The sequence below is a fragment of the Streptomyces sp. NPDC048196 genome, assembly GCF_040652715.1.
GTDB classification, from domain to species: Bacteria; Actinomycetota; Actinomycetes; order Streptomycetales; family Streptomycetaceae; genus Streptomyces; species Streptomyces siderophoricus.
The window spans coordinates 1-16,420 of record NZ_JBEZMM010000005.1 but is presented as its reverse complement, the minus strand read 5'-3'; the positions used below and the strand labels follow the sequence as shown (position 1 = coordinate 16,420).

Genomic DNA, 16,420 nt, shown 5'->3' with positions numbered 1-16,420 from the left:
CCTTGCCGCTTTTGCCGTCGCTCGGCGTCGATCTGCCGGGGTTCGCGGGGAGTTCCGCGCTGCCGCTGGTCGCGCTCGGGAACTGCAACGCCGAGACGGCCCGCAGGCTCACGGATGTCCTGCACAAGGCGGCGGCAGCGCGTTAGCGGCAAGAAAAGCGAAGGCTTCAGCTTGCGCCGGCCAGGGACAGTTTCGCGGCGAAGCCGAGGAAGGCCGCGCCGGCGCCCGCGGACAGGCCCGCGGTCAGGCGCCGGCGGCGGCGGAAGGTGGCCGCCAGGTACGTACCGCTGAAGATCAGGATCGACAGGTACGTGAAGCTGAACAGCTGGGCCCACGCGCCCAGGGTCAGGAACGACAGCACCGGGTGGGCGTAGGACGGGTCCACGAACTGCACGAAGAAGGAGATGAAGAAGAGGATCGCCTTGGGGTTGAGGAGACTGACGATCAGGGCGCGGCGGTAGGGGCGTTCGGCGGCCTCCTTGCGGGACACCGCAGGGGCCGCGGCGGCACCGGCCGGCTCCGAGGTCTCCGCGTCGCGCGTCGCCTTCCGCGCCTCGCGGCCGTGCCACAGCGCCCAGGCGCCGCGCAGCATCCCGACCGCGAGCCAGGTGAGGTAGCCCGCGCCGGCGAACTTGACGATGCCGAAGAGGACCGGGCTGGCCTGCAGCAGGGAGGCGACGCCGCCCGCGGACAGGGTCATCAGCACCGTGTCGCCGCACAGCACTCCGGCGGCCGCCCGGTACGCGACCCGGGGGCCGCGCCGGGCCGCCACCGAGACGACGTACAGCGAATTGGGCCCCGGCAGCAGAATGATCAGCGCGAGCCCGGCCAAGTAGGTCGACAGATCCGTTATCCCCAGCATGGGCGGAAGGATCTCACCCCCGATTCGGTCGCCCCACGGTTTTTCAGGATGCGGACTTGCACCTCACGCGGCGTGAGGACACATCGTTGCGTGCGTACCGAGAAGGGAGCGGGAGTGAGCTATTCGGTAGGGCAGGTCGCGGCCTTCGCCGGGGTGACGGTGCGCACCTTGCACCACTACGACGAGATCGGGCTGCTGCACCCCGGTGAACGCAACCGCGCAGGTCACCGTCGTTACGGCGACGACGACCTGGACCGGCTGCAGCAGATCCTGTTCTACCGCGAGCTCGGTTTCCCGCTCGACGAGGTCGCGGCCCTCCTGGACGATCCGGGCGCCGATCCGCAGGAACACCTGCGGCGCCAGCACGACCTGCTGACCGCCCGGATCGGCAAGCTGCAGGACATGGCCGCGGCCGTCGAACACGCCATGGAGGCACGCAGGATGAACGTACGGCTCACACCGGAGGAGAAATTCGAGGTCTTCGGGGAATTCGACCCCGATGCGTATGCCGCGGAGGCCGAGGAGCGCTGGGGCGGGACGGACGCCTACGAGGAGTCGCAGCGCAGGACGGCGGCGTACACGAAGGAGGACTGGCAGCGGCTGACGGCGGAATTCGACGCCCTCCACCGCAGGATGGCCGATCTGCTCGCCGAGGGCGTGCCGGCGGATTCCGAGGCGGCGATGGACGTCGCGGAGGAGCACCGGCAGTACATCGGCCGCTGCTACTACGCGTGCTCCTACGAGGCGCACACCGGGCTCGGCGAGATGTACGTCGCCGATGAGCGGTTCACCGCCACCTACGAGGCGATCCGGCCCGGCCTCGCCGTGTACATGCGGGACGCCATGCTGGCCAACGCGGTCCGCCACCTGTGATCCAGCCGTACGGGCCGGGCGGCGCAGTTCCCCGCCGGGCGCCCCGGCCCGTGCGATCGCGCTCTCAGCCCAGGGGGGCGATCACCACGGCGGTCCCGTAGGCGCACACCTCGGTGCCCACGTCCGCCGCTTCCGTGACGTCGAAGCGGAACATCAGCACCGCGTTCGCGCCGCGCGAGCGGGCCTGTTCGATCAGCCGCTCCATCGCCTGGTTGCGGGTCTCCACGAGGGTCTTGGTCAGTCCCCGCAGTTCGCCGCCGACCAGCGACTTCAGGCCGGCGCCGATCTGGCTGCCGAGGTGGCGGGAGCGCACGGTGAGGCCGAAGACCTCGCCGACGACCCGTTCCACGTGAAACCCGGGGACGTCGTTCGTCGTCACCACCAGGACGTCGGACTGTGCGTGCTGTCCGCCGCCGTAATCCTCGATGCCCATGGGTGCGCACCTCCTCAGTGGCCAGGATCACCCGGGTCCGGGGGCGCGGCCAGCGGTGGGGGAGCGGTCGGGTGGGGCCCGGGGCGGGCGCCTGGAACCGAGGGGGGCCGCGGGGCGTTGATAGCTTTGGGCCGACACCCGGCGCCCGGGCCCGTCCACCGCTCGTACCCCGCTCGTCGCACCGCACGATCCGGCGCCCTCGACCCAGGAGCCTTCACCCCGTGAATACTCTCGCGCTCGGCCCCCAGTGGCTGGACCCGGACTATCTGATCGCGACGTTCGGCCTGATCGGCGTCCTGGTCATCGTCTTCGCGGAGTCCGGCCTGCTGATCGGCTTCTTCCTGCCGGGCGACGCGCTGCTGTTCACCACCGGCCTGCTGGTCACGACGAACAAGATCACCCAGCCGCTGTGGGCGGTGTGCGTGCTGATCGTGCTCGCGGCGGTCCTCGGCGACCAGGCCGGCTACCTCTTCGGCCGCAAGGTGGGACCGTCGCTCTTCAAGCGGCCCGACTCCAAGCTCTTCAAGCAGGAGAACGTGGTCAAGGGCCATGAATTCTTCGAGAAGTACGGCCCGAAGTCGCTGATCCTGGCCCGCTTCGTGCCGATCGTCCGGACGTTCACGCCGATCATCGCGGGCGTGAGCCGGATGAACTACCGCCCCTTCATCACCTTCAACCTCATCGGCGGCGCGCTGTGGGGTGCGGGTGTGACGCTGCTGGGCTCGCTGCTCGGCAACATCAAGTTCGTCCACAAGAACATCGAGATGATCCTGATCGCGATCGTGCTGATCTCGGTCGTGCCGATCGCGATCGAGTTCCTGCGCGCCCGCGGCAAGGCAAAGAAGGAAGCCCCGGCCGCCCCGGCCGGCCCCCGCCCGCACGGCGCATCAGCCGCCGAACCGGCCCGCCGAGGCCGCCACGCCAAGCGCTGAGCGAACGACCCGGCAACGGGACCACCGACACCAGCCCCCACCGGCCCCCCTCCTTCCCCCCAGCGGGAGGGGACGGGCCGGAGGGGGCTTGTTCGTGGGCTTCGCTTCGGATGGCTCGAATAGAGAGCGAAGGCGGAGCGCAGCGGAGCGTAGAGCGTCAGCAGTCCATGAACAAGCCCCCGGAGGACCGTCACCGCACCCAAAACACACCCGCCCGCCGCAGGCGCCACGGCGAGCAACCCCCACGGCGGGACAGCCGGCTGCGTGGGAGGCGCCGCAAAGCGCAACGGCGGGCATGCAAGCATCGTGGGTAGGCGGCCAGAGCGCAGCACCCGCAGAGCGCAGCGATTCGGCACAGGAGGAGCGAACACCGTGGCGTCGGACCCACAACGCGGCCAGCGCAACACCGACAGCGACAACAACGGCACCAAGCCCAGCGACACCAAGCCGAGCGGCAGCGGCATGGGCCCCATCGAGGACCGCAAGCCGGCCTCCGACGAGGCGCACAGCGCCTTCACGCCGCCGCTCGGCGTGCCGTACCCGCCGCTGCCCGAGGACGAGCACCCCACTTCCGAGTTCGCCCTGCCCGCGGGCCTGCGCCCGGAGCCGCCCGCCGAGCAGGAGGGCTCCGCTTTCACACCGCCGGCCGGCACCACCACGGGCCAGACCCCGGTGCCCACCCCGGTGGGCGCCACCGCCATGGGCCTGGCCTTCACGCCGCCGCACGGCATCCCCACGGTCAGCCTCACCAAGGAGGCGCCGTGGCAGGACCGGATGCGCACGATGCTGCGGATGCCGGTCGGCGAGCGGCCGGTCCCCGAGCGCCGGGAGCGCGGCGACGAGGACACCGGCCCGGCCGTCCCCCGCGTCCTCGACCTGACCCTGCGCATCGGCGAGATCCTGCTCGCCGGCGGTGAGGGCGCCGAGGACGTCGAGGCGGCGATGTTCGGCGTGGCGCACGCCTACGGGCTGGAGCGGGTCGAGCCGACCGTCACCTTCACCCTGCTGTCGATCTCGTACCAGCCGTCGCTGGTCGACGACCCGGTGACGGCCAGCCGGACGGTGCGGCGGCGCGGGGTGGACTACAACCGGCTGTCGGCGGTGTTCCGGCTGGTCGACGAGATCACCTCCGAGGGGATCACCCTGGAGGAGGCGTACCGGGGGCTGGCCGAGATCCGTCGTAACCGGCACCCGTACCCGAGCTGGGCGCTGACGGTGGCCTCCGGGCTGCTGTCCGGTGCGGCGTCGATGCTGGTCGGCGGCGGGTCGCTGGTGTTCCTCGCGGCGGCGGTGGGTTCGATGCTCGGTGACCGGCTGGCGTGGCTGGCGTCCGGACGCGGGCTGCCGGAGTTCTACCAGTTCGTGGTGGCCGCGATGCCGCCGGCCGCGGTGGGTCTGGCCTTCGGGCTGGCGCACTCCAGCGTGCAGGCTTCCGCGGTGATCACCGGTGGGCTGTTCGCGCTGATCCCGGGGCGGGCGCTGGTCGCCGGGGTGCACGACGGACTGACCGGCTACTACATCACCGCCGCGGCCCGGCTGCTGGAGGTCGGCTATCTGATCGTCGGCATCGTCGTCGGCGTGCTGAGCGTGCTGTACATCGGGTTGCAGGTGAGTCCGGGCCTGAAGCGGCTCAATCCGGAGCAGGCGCTGGGCTCGTACAACGCGCCGCTGGTGCAGACCTTCGCGGCGATGCTGCTGGCGCTGGCGTTCTGCGTCCTGCTCCAGCAGGAACGTCACACCGTGGCGTTCGCGACGCTGAACGGCGGGGTGGCGTGGGTGGTGTACGGGGCGCTCGCCAATGTGGCGGGGATCAACCCGGTGCCGGCCACCGCGATCGCGGCCGGTCTGGTGGGCCTGTTCGGGCAGCTGCTGTCGCGGTACCGGTACGCGTCCGCGCTGCCGTACGTGACCGCCGCGATCGGCCCGCTGCTGCCCGGTAGTGCCACGTACTTCGGGCTGCTCAACTTCGCCCAGGGGCATCTGCCGCAGGGGCTGACGTCGCTGGTGCAGGCGGCCTCGCTGGCGCTGGCCATCGCGGTGGGGGTCAACCTCGGTTCCGAGGTCGCCCGGCTGTTCCTGCGGGCGCCCGGGTTGCTGGAGGCGGGCGCCGGCCGCCGCGCGGCCAAGCGGACCCGCGGGTTCTAGCGGGCGGCCCCGCCCCGCGCTTGGGGGAAACCCCTGGGGGGAGACACCCCCCCCGGGGTGTCTCCCCGGTCAGGCCGCGGCCTTGGCCGCCGGCGCGGACTTCGCGCCGGCGGTGAGCGCGCGCCGTGCGCTGTGGGTGAGGGCGGGCTGCTCGCTCTGCGCGAAGACGTAGAGCAGCGCCGGGTGGGTGGCGCCGAAGGCCAGCACGAAACGGTTGAGGCCCATGAACTGCCCGATGCCCAGGTGGAAGAGCGTCATCGAGCCGAGCCATGCCTTGGCGGCGGGCTTCGGCAGCACGAAGACCAGCGGGAAGCCGACCTCCGCGGCGACCGTTCCCCAGGTGATGAGCTTGCCCAGCATCGGGTACTTGTGCACGAGCTGGTAGATGCGCTGGTCGCCGTAGTTGTGGGTACGGATGACGCCGCTGAACGCCTCGCCGCTGAGCCACACCGGGGACACGAGCTTGACCACGCCGGACGCGACGTAGGAGATGGTCGTCTCCAGGGCCAGGGCCCGCATGGCCACGTCGCGGGCCTTCTCGCCGTCCTTGAAGGTGCCGGTCGAGGCCAGGACGATGTTGATCACCTGCTGGAGCTGGTCGGCGCCGTCCCCACCGAAGGGGGAGCGCAGCCGCCCGGCCGCGCCGGTCACCGCGAGCACGGCGCTGCCCGCGGTGCGGACCGCGCGCTTGTGACCCCAGATCAGCGTGGCGGCAGAAGCACCCGCCTGCACTCCGTAGAGGGCGGCCGCTGCCTTCTTGGATTCGAGGGCGCGGGTCAGCCGGGGAAAGCGCTTGGCGAACTTGGGGCGCATGTTCGCAATCTGGCCGCTCAGCATTTCGCCGTCTTCGAACTTACGCGTCTGGCTCAGCATTTCCAGTGCGGAGACCAGCGTACCCAGCGAAGCCACTCGGCGTGCCGTGACCTCGGGCGGAGCGCTGAGGAACATGGTGGGGTGCTCCCGATTGTGATGCGAGTACGGTGGGTATGGAAAACGGCGGCACGGTATGCGTATCGGGCGTACCGTGCCGCCGCATCTTTCATCGGACGGGACTAACGATGCCGGTCAGCATCGCCTGCCGGTCGGATGGTCAGCGCTGGATGTCCTTGGTGACCTCGTGCAGCGCGTAAGCGGTGGCGGAGGTCACGGCGACACCCTCGGGGGTGGCGAGGGCGGCCAGCGGGGTGAGCATGGTCGGGGTCGCGTCGTTGCCGATGCGGCCCGGGGTCACGTCGGCCAGCTCGGTGTTGGCGAAGTCAGCCACGATGGACATTTCTTTCCTCTTTCTCTCAGAAAATCTCAGAGCGAGTTCTCCAGCCGTTCGGCGGGAGGGCGCGGACTCACGCGGCAAAGGTGCCGAGTGAGCTCGCAGCTTCCAGTCGACAGGGTTGAACGGCTCGCTATGCGGCTAGCAGAGATGGGGCGTTGGTGGGGGTGACGTCTCCGTCCAGAGGGAATTCCAGGGAGACGAAGACGGGGTCGATGTGCCGGTCTTCGGGGCTGGTGGGGAAGGAATGCAGCAGCATGAACTGGCTGTGCGTGGTGCCTTCGGCGTGGGGCAGGTGGAGCTGGATGTAGCGGGCCAGCAGCCGGTATCCGGACGCCGTCGTCACGGGGAGCACGTCCGAGCCGAAGGCGACCGCCTGGGCGAGGGTGTGCTGGGTGGCGTCGAACAGGGCCTTCGGGGCGCGGTTGCGGGCGTTCCAGGCCAGTGCGTACCACGGCCGGTCGCGGACGATCGGCACCTCCGTCCACTCACCGGGCTTGCCGTCCACGATGTCGCGGTAGAGCAGGTGGTTGTCCTTGGTGCCGGGGTTCGGCCCGAAGAAGCGCCAGTTCGGGGTCGGGATCCAGACCTTTCCGCGGCGCATGAGGTTGTCGAAGCGCTGCTCGGGGATCTGTGCCACGGCCGTCGCGGCCAGCCATGCGGCGAGTGACGCCGTCACGGCGACGGTCTTCACCCGTTCGGTGTTCACTTTCATGATCACGTGAGTTCCTCCTCCCGCTCCGCGGCCGGGCGCTTCTTGGTGGACGTGGACGGCTGCCACGACGGTCCGAGCGGACCGGCGGGCGGTTCGCCGGCGATCAGCTCCGCCACCTCTTCGGCGTGCGGCTGCACGGCGAGGATGGACTCGTGGTCGGAGCCGTTGACGAAGTGGTGCCGGGCCCGGTCCGAGATGACGGCCAGCCTGGCCTGGATCCCGGCGTGCAGGGTGTTGTCGCCGAAGTTGTTCTCCGCCGTGACGACGGTCAACGGGCAGTCGAGATCGGTCAGTTCCGGATAGGTCATGGCGTCCCGGTACTCCCGGTAGGCCTTGGCCCAGGTACGGGGGTTCGCCAGGAATGCCGTGTAGCTCCGGTTGACCTCCGGGCGGTACTGCTGGTGCGCGTTCATGGCGGGGCGGAAGACCGCGAGGCCCGTCGCCGCGAACACCTGCTCCATCAGCATGCGCTGGTGGGACCACCGGTCGACATCGGTACGGCGGGAGTGACGCAGGCTGACCACTTCGGTGGCGTCGATCATGACCACGTGGGTCACGCCCTTCACCGCGTCCGGATGCCGCGCCGCATAGGCCGCGACGAAGTATCCGCCCAGGGAATGGCCGGCCAGGACGACCGGAAGGTCGGCGATGTAGGTGTCGCGCAGCTCCTGCAGGAGCTCGAAGTGCGGCTCCAGGCCGTATTGGGTGGACGGCGTGCTGAGCCCGTAACCGGGGCGGTTGAACCGCACGTATCCCATGTCCGCGGGAAGTGCGCCGCAGATCCAGTCCCAGTATTCCTGGGGCGCACCCATGCCGTTGTCGAACAGCACGGCGCGCTGCGCCTGCGGAGGAATATGGACGTCAACCTCGACGAGGCTGCCGTCCGGCCTCTCGTGCAGCAGGTAACGACGTGCACGCTCGCGCTTACCGGTGAATCGCGTTACCGCACCGGTCAGAAGGCTGGCGCCGGCCAGACCGGCCATGCCGACGGCGAATTGGCGCTCAAGAGACGCCACATTCCCCTCCCCCGAATTCGAAGTGGCTGTTGCTGAGAAACCTAACACGCGGTTCCCGGATAAAATAACGAGTTAATTGACTCTTTGTGCGGGGTGCGTCCGCCCGCGGGGCATCGGTACACGGACTCCGGCGCTCCGGGTGTGCTTCCGGAGTTCCATGTACAGCTCGCCTATCGTGGCCTTCAGGTTGGCGATCTCTTGGGTGAGTTCGGCTGTCCGGGAGGCATTTTCAGAAGTCTTGCCACTCTCGCCGGCGAGGCCATTACGGGCCCCCTCAATAAACTGCCGGCGCCAGTTCGAGACGGACTGCTCGGAGACTCCTGCCTCTCGAGCTGCTTCGGCTGCGGTCAGTTCGCCGGTCACCACTCTCAGTACCAGAGCGAATTTCTTGTCTGCCGGCAATATCGGAGGACGTCCCACGTGCGATCCTCTTTCGTCATCCGTTTTTCTGGGTGCTGCCCTCAGTGCTTGAGGTAACTGCAGATGAACATCGGGGCGCGTTCGCTGTAGGGACTTCCGTCCCAGTGCGCGAGGTGGGATTCGGGCGTGAGCCCGGCCGCCAGGGCGTAGCCGTCGATGTCCTCGGGCGTGGTCAGGCGGGTGAGTTCGGAGCCGACCCTGGTGGTCCCGTCGGCCTGGTACAGGATGTGCGAGCAGTGCCACAGACCGCCCTCCAGCAGGGTGGAGTGGGTCTGCACGCCGGTGCCGGGCTCCGGGTGGGGCAGGAAGTAGGTGGTGCGGGTGAGGCCTTCGTGCATGGCCAGGATCGGCGGCTTGTTGTGCGTCTCGATGACGAGCCGGCCGCCGGGGGCGACGAGATCGGCCGCGCGCCGGACGGCCTGCCGCTGGTCCTCGGGCGTGGTGAGACACGAAAGCGTCGCGCATACGCAGTACACCAGCGCATAGCGGGATTCCGAGGTGTAGGTGCGGATGTCGCCGTGCACCGGAGTGACGTCCCCGGCGCCGTCGTTCAGTTTGACGCGGAGCATGTCCAGCATCTCGGGCGAGGAGTCCACGCCCGTTATGTGGCCGACCTTCCCGGAGAGTGGGAGGGCAATGCGGCCGGTGCCGACGCCGAACTCAAGGGTTCCCCCCTCGGGATCGGGATGGAGGGCCGCCAGCCCCTCGACGGCGGCGGCGGTAATGGCGTCGTCCGGGATCAGTCGGTCGTACCAACCCTCGAACTGCCGCCCGTAGCCTATGTCCTGGACCCCGTTTTCCACCCGAGCTTCCCCTCTCTTTTGCCCCCACTGTCGATGCCCGGGGAACGTCAAGAAGACGAAGAGCGAGGCAAGGCGTGACACGCCACCGAAGGGCGGCCGGGCGGAAGAACCGCAGCCGTCTGCATGGTTGGTCAGACCAGCAGCTGATGCCGATCCCCTGATGACGTCTCAACGAAGTGTGGGGGGAGTAACTTTAGAACGAACAATATCAGCCACGTCTGCGGGCTGGCAATCGATTATCTGGCGCAATCCCCATGCCTGGCGCGGGCGTTGGGAGTGGTTGACGACGAAACAGATGAGTGTTCCTGCATTAGTGCGCAGGGCTGAATTGACGCGGTGTCGGTGAGAGTGACACGTCGGCTGCGTTGCGTATACCGAAACAATGTCGGAGCGCGGAGAGCGCCGCGAAATAGCCGGACATGCCGTGCACACCGGGCCCCGGCGGAGTGGCCGAGGAACACAGGAAGACGCCGGGCAGCGGCGTGCGGTACGGATCGAAGCGCGGAACGGGCCGGGCGATGCTCTGGTACAGCGTCATCGCGCCGGTGCCGATGTCCCCGCCCACGTAATTGGGGTTGTAGGTCTCGTACGACGCGGCGGGCACCGAGCGGTGCGCGAGGACGGTGTCCCCGAAACCCGGGGCGTAGCGCTCGATGCGGGCCCGCACCAGCTCGAACGGGTCGGTGGGATCGCCGTTCGGCACATGTGCGTACGCCCACACCGGGCGCTTCCCGGGCAGCGCGCGTCCCGGATCGGTCGCCGCCGGGTCCACCACGAGCACGAAGGGCTCCCGGGTGCGGATCCGGCGGGCGGTCGCGGTCTCCTGCCGGATGATGTCGGCGCGGGTGCCGCCCAGATGCACCGAGCCGGCCCGGCCGACCGCGGGATCGGCCCAGGGGATCGGCTCGGAGATGAGGAAGTCGACCTTGGCGGCGCCCGGGCCGTACCGGAACCGCGCCAGGCCGCGCGCGTACGAGCGGGGCAGCCGGTCGCCGGCGAGCGCCAGCACGTTCTTGGGGCTGGTGTCGAGCAACACCGCCCGGGCGCCGTCCAGTTGGGCGAGGTCCGTCACCTCGTGCCCGGTGTGGAAGACGCCGCCGTGCGCGGTGATGTCCGCGGCCAGCACCTCGGCGATGCGGACGCTGCCGCCGCGGGGCAGCGGCCAGCCCGAGCCGTGCGCGAGGTGGCCCAGCAGCACGGCCACCGCGCCGCCCGCCGGGCTCGGCAGCCTGCCGACCGCGTGGGCGGCGACCCCGGTGAGCAGGGCGGCCGCCTCCTCACCGCGGAAGTACCGTGCGCCGAGCGCGGTGCCGTGCACCGCCACCCGGGCCGCCAGCAGCAGGGCCGCCGCGGGGTCCCGCGGCAGCCGGCGCTGCCCGTTCATGATCAGGCCGACGATGCCGTCGCTGTGCTCCACCAGCGGCGCCATCAGCCGCCGCCAGCGCGGGCCGTCGGCGCCCAGGTGCGCGCAGGTCTCGGCCAGCGACCGGTACGCCAGGGCCGCGCGGCCCCCGTCGAGCGGATGGGCGTAGGCGATCTCGGGCTGCAACAGCTCGACACCGCGCTCCGCCAGGCCGAACGCCCGGAAGAACGGGGAGGCGGCGGCCATCGGGTGCACGGCGGAGCAGAGGTCGTGCAGCACGCCGCTGTCGAAGAGGGGAGCGGTGCGCAGCCCGCCGCCGATGGTGTCGGCCCGCTCGTACAGCGCCACCCGCAGGCCGGCGCGGGCCAGGACCACCCCGGCCGCGAGTCCGTTGGGCCCGGTGCCCACGATCGCCACGTCGGTGCGGTTCACCACTGCTCGTCGCTCCTGATCGGACGGAGCCGGATGGTCTGCTCGTTGAGGGTGGCCGGCGGCAGCCCGCCGAAGGCCAGGGAGAGGGAGAGCGTGGTCTCCGTGTCGCGGGGGGCCGTGTGGTCCGGGTAGCGGGCCGGGACCGGGACCGGGGCCGGGGCCGGGGCCGGGGCCGGGGCGCGGCCGCCGGAGTCGGCGTGCAGCTGGGAGCCGGCCAGCCGGCGGTAGAGCGCATCGCGCGTCATCAGGTCCTGGTGCCGGCCGGTGGCCCGGACCCGGCCGTCCTCCAGCACCACGATCTGCTCGGCGTCGATCACCGTGGAGATCCGGTGGGCGATGGCGATGACCGCGCAGTGCCGGGAGACCCGCTGCAGGACGTCGCGGAAGTCCCGCTCGGAGTCGGAGTCGAGGTGGGAGGTGGCCTCGTCCAGCAGCATGACCGCCGGCTTCTGGAGCAACGTGCGGGCGATGCACAGGCGTTGGCGCTGGCCGCCGGACAACCCGCTGCCCTGGTCACCGAGTTCGGTGTCGAGGCCCTGCGGGAGGTTGGCCACCACCTTGCTGAGCCCGGCCATCTCCACCGCCTGCCGGATGTCGTCCTCACCGGCGTCGGGGCTGGCGTAGGTCAGGTTCTCCCGGACGGTGCCGCGCATCGCCGCGCTGTCCTGCTGGACGTAACCGACCAGCCCGCGCAGCGAGTCGAGGGGCAGGGCCTCGATGTTCCGGCCGCCGACCAGGATGGTGCCGCCGCCGGCCGGATAGAAGCGTTCGATCAGCTGGAACAGGGTGGTCTTGCCCGCACCGGACGGCCCGACGACGGCGGTCAGCCCGCGCGCCGGGACGCCGAACGAGACGCCGTGCAGGACCTGGGTCCGTCCGCCGTCACCGTCGCGCTCGTAGCCGAAGCGGACGTCGCGGAACTCCACCGCCGCCCGGGTGTGGGCCGGCAGGGCCAGGGGCGCGGCCCGGGAGGCGTCCACCGTTCCGCTGCCCTCCTGGGGCATGGCGGCCAGCTCGTCGACCTTCTGGATGGCGGCCCGGCCCTGCACGAACTGGCCCACCGCCATGAAGAACATCACCAGCGGGGAGACCAGCTGGAACAGGTACATGATGAACGTGGTCAGGGCGGCCATGGTCATCTCGCCGCGGGCCACCCAGGCCATGCCGACGCCGACGACGACGGCCAGCGCGCCCTGCGTGCCGACGTTCATGGCCGGCGTCAGCAGGGCGCCGTAGGCGGTGCCCCGGATGCCGGACCGCCGGGCCCGGCCGGCCAGCGTGCCGATGCGGCCGGCCTCCCGGGACTCGGCGCGGGACGCCTTGACGGTGGGCAGGGCGGAGAGCACGCGCTGGACGGCGGTGCCGAACGCGCCGATGTCGTCGCGGTTCTCCATCGCCACCTTGCGCAGCTTCCGGGCGAGGAGGAGGGAGACGACGCTGGCGGCGCCGAGACAGCCCAGGGTGATGACCATCAGTCCCACGTCGATGGTGAACATCAGCACCACGCCGCCGAGCACCGTGACGCCACTGGTGATCAGCTGGGTCAGGCTCTGCGAAAGGGCGATCTTCACCAGTGAGGTATCGGTGACCGTGCGGGTGAAGATATCGCCCTGCGGCCGTTTCCCGAATGCGGTGAGATCGGCGCGCAGCAGACGTTCGGTCAGCAGCCGGCGGACGTCGAAGACGATGTTCTCCCCGGCCCGGCCGATGACATAAGCCTGGAGCGAGGTGAGGAGCGCGCCGGCCAGGAAAAGGGCGACGAGCCAGGCGATGGGGGTGCCCAGCGGTTCGCCGCGGCCCGCCGCCTCGATCAGGCGGCCGATGGCCACCGGCTGGGTGAGCGAGGCGGCCACTCCCACCAGGCCCAGTGCCACGCCTGTGACCAGCAACTTCGTGTGCTGTCGGAAGACCGTGGCGACCAGTTTGCCGTCGCGTGGTCTGCTCCTGCTCCTCTGGCTTGCGCGGCCCACGCGATCTGCCATGAGTGCTCCCCCCGCTTTGACGACGGTCGCGCCGGGCGCGACCCAGAGAACCGCCTTGCCTATTGGGGTGCTCTCGTCAAGACGGCGAAGCTAGCATCGCCGTGCACTGTCAAGTTATGGGTTAATTGGCCGCCGGGAGCGCGATGCGCGGAATAGGCGGGACGCGGACGCGGCCGGCGTAAGTTAATTTATCTCGCGCTTATTTCGTGGTGAATCGCCGAGCGGACGGCCGCCGCACGCAGACTTTACTTTTCCTTCCCCGCTTTTTACCGGTGAACGGGAATTTCCCTGGCCGCCGGCGTGTCGCGCACGGCGGCAGGGGCCGGCGCGGGGCGCGCACCGAACGCACGACGGGCGGCACCCGGATGGATGCCGCCCGTTCGCGTACGAAAATCACCGGGCGCCGACCGGCGCCCGGGCGCTTCGATCAGTGCCCGCCGTGCGCCTCGGCACGCTTGTACGAGGCCTCGATCTCGGCCTCGGCGTCCGCACGGCCGACCCAGTTGGCGCCCTCGACGGACTTGCCCGGCTCCAGGTCCTTGTAGACCTCGAAGAAGTGCTGGATCTCCAGGCGGTCGAACTCCGACACGTGGTGGATGTCACGCAGGTGCTCCACGCGCGGGTCGGACGCCGGGACGCACAGCAGCTTGTCGTCGCCGCCGGCCTCGTCCGTCATCCGGAACATGCCGATGGCGCGGCACTTGATGAGGCAGCCGGGGAAGGTCGGCTCATCCAGGATGACCAGGGCGTCCAGCGGGTCGCCGTCCTCGCCCAGGGTGTTCTCGACAAAGCCGTAGTCCGCCGGGTAGCTGGTCGAGGTGAAGAGTCGACGGTCCAGGCGGATCCGACCGGTCTCGTGGTCCACCTCGTACTTGTTCCGCGAACCCTTCGGGATCTCGATGGTGACGTCGAACTCCACGGGTGGCTCCTCCATGATCAACACATACGTCTGGTGATTAAGTGTCCCCCACGCAGGTGTGTGGTGGCGAAAGGGGCTGGTCCGAGGTGCCGGAGACCAGAAAATGGCAGGTCAGATGGCAGTCGGCGCAGCGTTCGGCGCAGCGCACCGCGCGGGACGCGGCCGACGCGGCCGGGCGCTCGGCCCGGGCGGCGGCCGGCACCGTACGGCAGGCCTGGCAGGACACCCCGCGGCACACCCAGCAGACCTGGCGGCTGACGGTGGTCTCCGCAGCCACCGGCCTGACGGTCGCGCTCGTCGCGGTGGCGGCGGCCGGCCCGTGGGACTCCGGTCAGCGTACGGCCGAGCGCGCCGAGGCGGCGGTGGTCGACGGATCCAGTGGTGAGCATCACGCCGCGGAGCCCGACCGTCCGGCGCCCAGCGCCGCGCCCGTGCTGCCCGCGCTCGGCGTCCGCCCCGCCGCGGGCGCCGGCCGGGGCGCGGCACCGGTACCGACCGGCGCCGGGCTCGCCGACGCCCTCGCGCCGCTGCTGAAGGACCCGGCGCTGGGCCCGCTGCGCACCGCCTCGGTGGTGGACGTCGCGGCCGGCCGCGAGGTCTTCGGGTCCGGCCAGGGCAAGGCCGCCATCCCGGCCTCCACGGTCAAGCTCGCCACCGCCGTCGCCGCGCTGTCCGCCCGCGGCCCGGAGCACCGCATCGACACCTCCGTCGTCACGGCCGGCAAGGACCGCATCGTCCTCGTCGGCGGCGGCGACCCCACGCTCACCGTCCGCGCCCCGCAGCCCACCGCCGCCGAGCAGCCTGCGAACCTCCGCACCCTGGCCGACGCCACCGCCCGCGCGCTCAAGCAGCGGCACCGCACGACGGTGCACCTCGGGTACGACGCCTCCGCCTACTCCGGGCCGGTCGAGCACCCCATCGGCCCCAACGAGAACCTCGCCCCGGTCACGGCGCTGATGACCGACGAGGCCCGCCTCGACGACAGCGACCACGGCCCGGCGCCCCGCGACGCGGACCCCGCCGGGGCCACCGCCCGCACCTTCGCCGACCTCCTCCACGAGCGCGGCATCACCGTCGACGGCACCCCGAACGGCACCAAGGCCCCCGCCCACGCCCAGCGGCTGGCCGCCGTGCACTCCCTCCCCCTCTCCTCCCTCGTGGAGCGGATGCTCACCTACAGCGACAACGACATCGCCGAGGCACTGGCCCGGCAGGCCGCCCTCGGCTCCGGCCGGCCGGCCAGCTTCGCCGGCGCCGCCGAGGCGGTCCACCACGCCCTCGCCCGCCAGCATCTGCCGCTGGCCGGCGCGGTCTTCAAGGACGGCAGCGGCCTGGACCGCGACGACAAGGTGTCCGCCGCGCTGCTCTCCCGCCTCCTGCTGCAGGCCGCCGCCCCCGACCACCCGGCCCTGCGGTCCGTGGTCACCGGCCTCCCGGTGGCGGCCTTCACCGGCACCCTCAGCAACCGCTACACGGGCCAGAGCGCGGGCGCCGGCGCGGTCCGGGCCAAAACGGGAACGCTCACCGGCGTCAACACCCTCGCCGGCACGGTCGTCGACGCCGACGGCCGCCTGCTGGTCTTCTCCTTCATGACCACCGGCACGACGGACGCGGTGGGCGCACAACGGGCGCTGGACAACTTGGCTTCCGCGGTGGCGAATTGCGGGTGCCGCTGACTTCCCACGTACCTGGCTTTCCCGCCGTGGGGGTTGCCGTTGTGCGCTTTGCGGCGCCCCGCACGTAGCTGGCCGTCCCGCCGCGGGGCTTGGTCGCCGTTGTGCGCTTTGCGGTGCCCCGCACGTACCCGTCTCTCCCGCCGCGGGTGGTCTCGCCGTTGCGCCTGCGGCGGGCTGGATGGGTGTCGGGTGCGGTGACGGACCTCCGGGGCCGGTTGCGTGGACTGCTGACGCTTTACGTCCACACAACCGGCCCCTCCGGCCCGTCCCCTCCCGTTGGGGGAGTGTGCGGGTGAGTGGGGGCGCGCGTTGTGGCGCGTACACCTGGTGTCGCCGGTCAGCGGGAATACCGCCCCTCGCCTGCCGAGTTGTGGCCCCGCAGGGGGCCCTCGCGACCCTTACGGGATCTGTTCGACCCACCCCTACGGGTCCGAACGTCCCCACGCCAACCCCTACCCACCCGCACCCTTCCCCCAACGGGAGGGGACGGGCCGGAGGGGCCGGTGTTTGGGAACCCGGATCATGCGGCTGCTGGAACGCCGCGCCAAGGCCTCGGTCGGCCGGGCGGTGCCCCGCGGCGAG

16 protein-coding genes are annotated in these 16,420 nt (G+C 70.8%); 5 read left to right on the top strand and 11 right to left on the bottom strand.

Annotated elements, in window-relative coordinates; all coding sequences use genetic code 11:
• Window positions 1-2 precede the first annotated feature (2 nt).
• Complete coding sequence (locus AB0E02_RS08155; RefSeq protein ID WP_362137399.1) at window positions 3-146, top strand: hypothetical protein; 144 nt, start codon at window positions 3-5, stop codon at window positions 144-146.
• A 20-nt stretch (window positions 147-166) separates the two neighbouring features.
• Here AB0E02_RS08155 and leuE read toward each other — a convergent pair whose 3' ends face one another.
• Window positions 167-862 (bottom strand): leucine efflux protein LeuE, encoded by a 696-nt coding sequence (gene leuE / locus AB0E02_RS08150; RefSeq protein WP_362137180.1) that lies wholly within the window; start codon window positions 860-862, stop codon window positions 167-169.
• Window positions 863-976: 114 nt separating this feature from the next.
• Here leuE and AB0E02_RS08145 point away from each other — a divergent pair, with 114 nt between their 5' ends.
• The gene (locus AB0E02_RS08145) at window positions 977-1,735 is read left to right on the top strand and encodes a MerR family transcriptional regulator (protein ID WP_362137179.1); all 759 of its coding nucleotides are present in this window, start codon (window positions 977-979) and stop codon (window positions 1,733-1,735) included.
• 64 nt (window positions 1,736-1,799) lie between these two features.
• Here the strand turns inward: AB0E02_RS08145 and AB0E02_RS08140 are convergent, their stop codons facing one another.
• The gene (locus AB0E02_RS08140) at window positions 1,800-2,168 is read right to left on the bottom strand and encodes a YbjQ family protein (protein WP_362137178.1); all 369 of its coding nucleotides are present in this window, start codon (window positions 2,166-2,168) and stop codon (window positions 1,800-1,802) included.
• Between the two features lie 221 nt (window positions 2,169-2,389).
• Here AB0E02_RS08140 and AB0E02_RS08135 point away from each other — a divergent pair, with 221 nt between their 5' ends.
• Together AB0E02_RS08135 and AB0E02_RS08130 are read left to right on the top strand one after the other, a co-directional pair.
• On the top strand, window positions 2,390-3,100 hold the full coding sequence (locus tag AB0E02_RS08135) for a VTT domain-containing protein (RefSeq protein ID WP_362137177.1): 711 nt from the start codon (window positions 2,390-2,392) through the stop codon (window positions 3,098-3,100).
• A 462-nt stretch (window positions 3,101-3,562) separates the two neighbouring features.
• Window positions 3,563-5,245 carry a threonine/serine exporter family protein gene (locus AB0E02_RS08130; protein ID WP_362137383.1) on the top strand — a complete coding sequence of 561 codons (1,683 nt, stop codon included), beginning with the start codon at window positions 3,563-3,565 and terminating at the stop codon, window positions 5,243-5,245.
• Between the two features lie 69 nt (window positions 5,246-5,314).
• Here AB0E02_RS08130 and AB0E02_RS08125 read toward each other — a convergent pair whose 3' ends face one another.
• The 9 genes from AB0E02_RS08125 to AB0E02_RS08085 form a co-directional block, all read right to left on the bottom strand.
• Complete coding sequence (locus AB0E02_RS08125; protein WP_362137176.1) at window positions 5,315-6,154, bottom strand: hypothetical protein; 840 nt, start codon at window positions 6,152-6,154, stop codon at window positions 5,315-5,317.
• A 181-nt stretch (window positions 6,155-6,335) separates the two neighbouring features.
• Entirely contained in the window at window positions 6,336-6,518 is a 183-nt protein-coding gene (locus tag AB0E02_RS08120; RefSeq protein WP_362137175.1) for a linaridin family RiPP, read from the bottom strand.
• Window positions 6,519-6,645: 127 nt separating this feature from the next.
• A complete protein-coding gene (locus AB0E02_RS08115; protein WP_362137382.1) occupies window positions 6,646-7,227 on the bottom strand; it encodes a hypothetical protein in 582 nt (193 codons plus the stop codon).
• A gap of 2 nt (window positions 7,228-7,229) precedes the next feature.
• Window positions 7,230-8,243: an alpha/beta hydrolase gene (locus AB0E02_RS08110; RefSeq protein ID WP_362137174.1), complete on the bottom strand. Its 1,014-nt coding sequence runs from the start codon at window positions 8,241-8,243 to the stop codon at window positions 7,230-7,232.
• Between the two features lie 72 nt (window positions 8,244-8,315).
• The gene (locus AB0E02_RS08105) at window positions 8,316-8,663 is read right to left on the bottom strand and encodes a helix-turn-helix domain-containing protein (RefSeq protein ID WP_362137173.1); all 348 of its coding nucleotides are present in this window, start codon (window positions 8,661-8,663) and stop codon (window positions 8,316-8,318) included.
• 41 nt (window positions 8,664-8,704) lie between these two features.
• Window positions 8,705-9,466, bottom strand: a complete 762-nt coding sequence (locus tag AB0E02_RS08100) for a class I SAM-dependent methyltransferase (protein ID WP_362137172.1) — start codon at window positions 9,464-9,466, stop codon at window positions 8,705-8,707.
• Window positions 9,467-9,776: 310 nt separating this feature from the next.
• The gene (locus tag AB0E02_RS08095) at window positions 9,777-11,261 is read right to left on the bottom strand and encodes an NAD(P)/FAD-dependent oxidoreductase (RefSeq protein WP_362137381.1); all 1,485 of its coding nucleotides are present in this window, start codon (window positions 11,259-11,261) and stop codon (window positions 9,777-9,779) included.
• Window positions 11,258-13,243: an ABC transporter ATP-binding protein gene (locus AB0E02_RS08090; protein WP_362137171.1), complete on the bottom strand. Its 1,986-nt coding sequence runs from the start codon at window positions 13,241-13,243 to the stop codon at window positions 11,258-11,260. Before AB0E02_RS08090 ends, AB0E02_RS08095 begins: the two co-directional genes overlap by 4 nt.
• Window positions 13,244-13,670: 427 nt before the next feature.
• A complete protein-coding gene (locus AB0E02_RS08085; protein WP_030414975.1) occupies window positions 13,671-14,162 on the bottom strand; it encodes an inorganic diphosphatase in 492 nt (163 codons plus the stop codon).
• Between the two features lie 86 nt (window positions 14,163-14,248).
• Here AB0E02_RS08085 and dacB point away from each other — a divergent pair, with 86 nt between their 5' ends.
• Complete coding sequence (gene dacB, locus AB0E02_RS08080; protein ID WP_362137170.1) at window positions 14,249-15,838, top strand: D-alanyl-D-alanine carboxypeptidase/D-alanyl-D-alanine-endopeptidase; 1,590 nt, start codon at window positions 14,249-14,251, stop codon at window positions 15,836-15,838.
• Window positions 15,839-16,420: the final 582 nt, after the last annotated feature.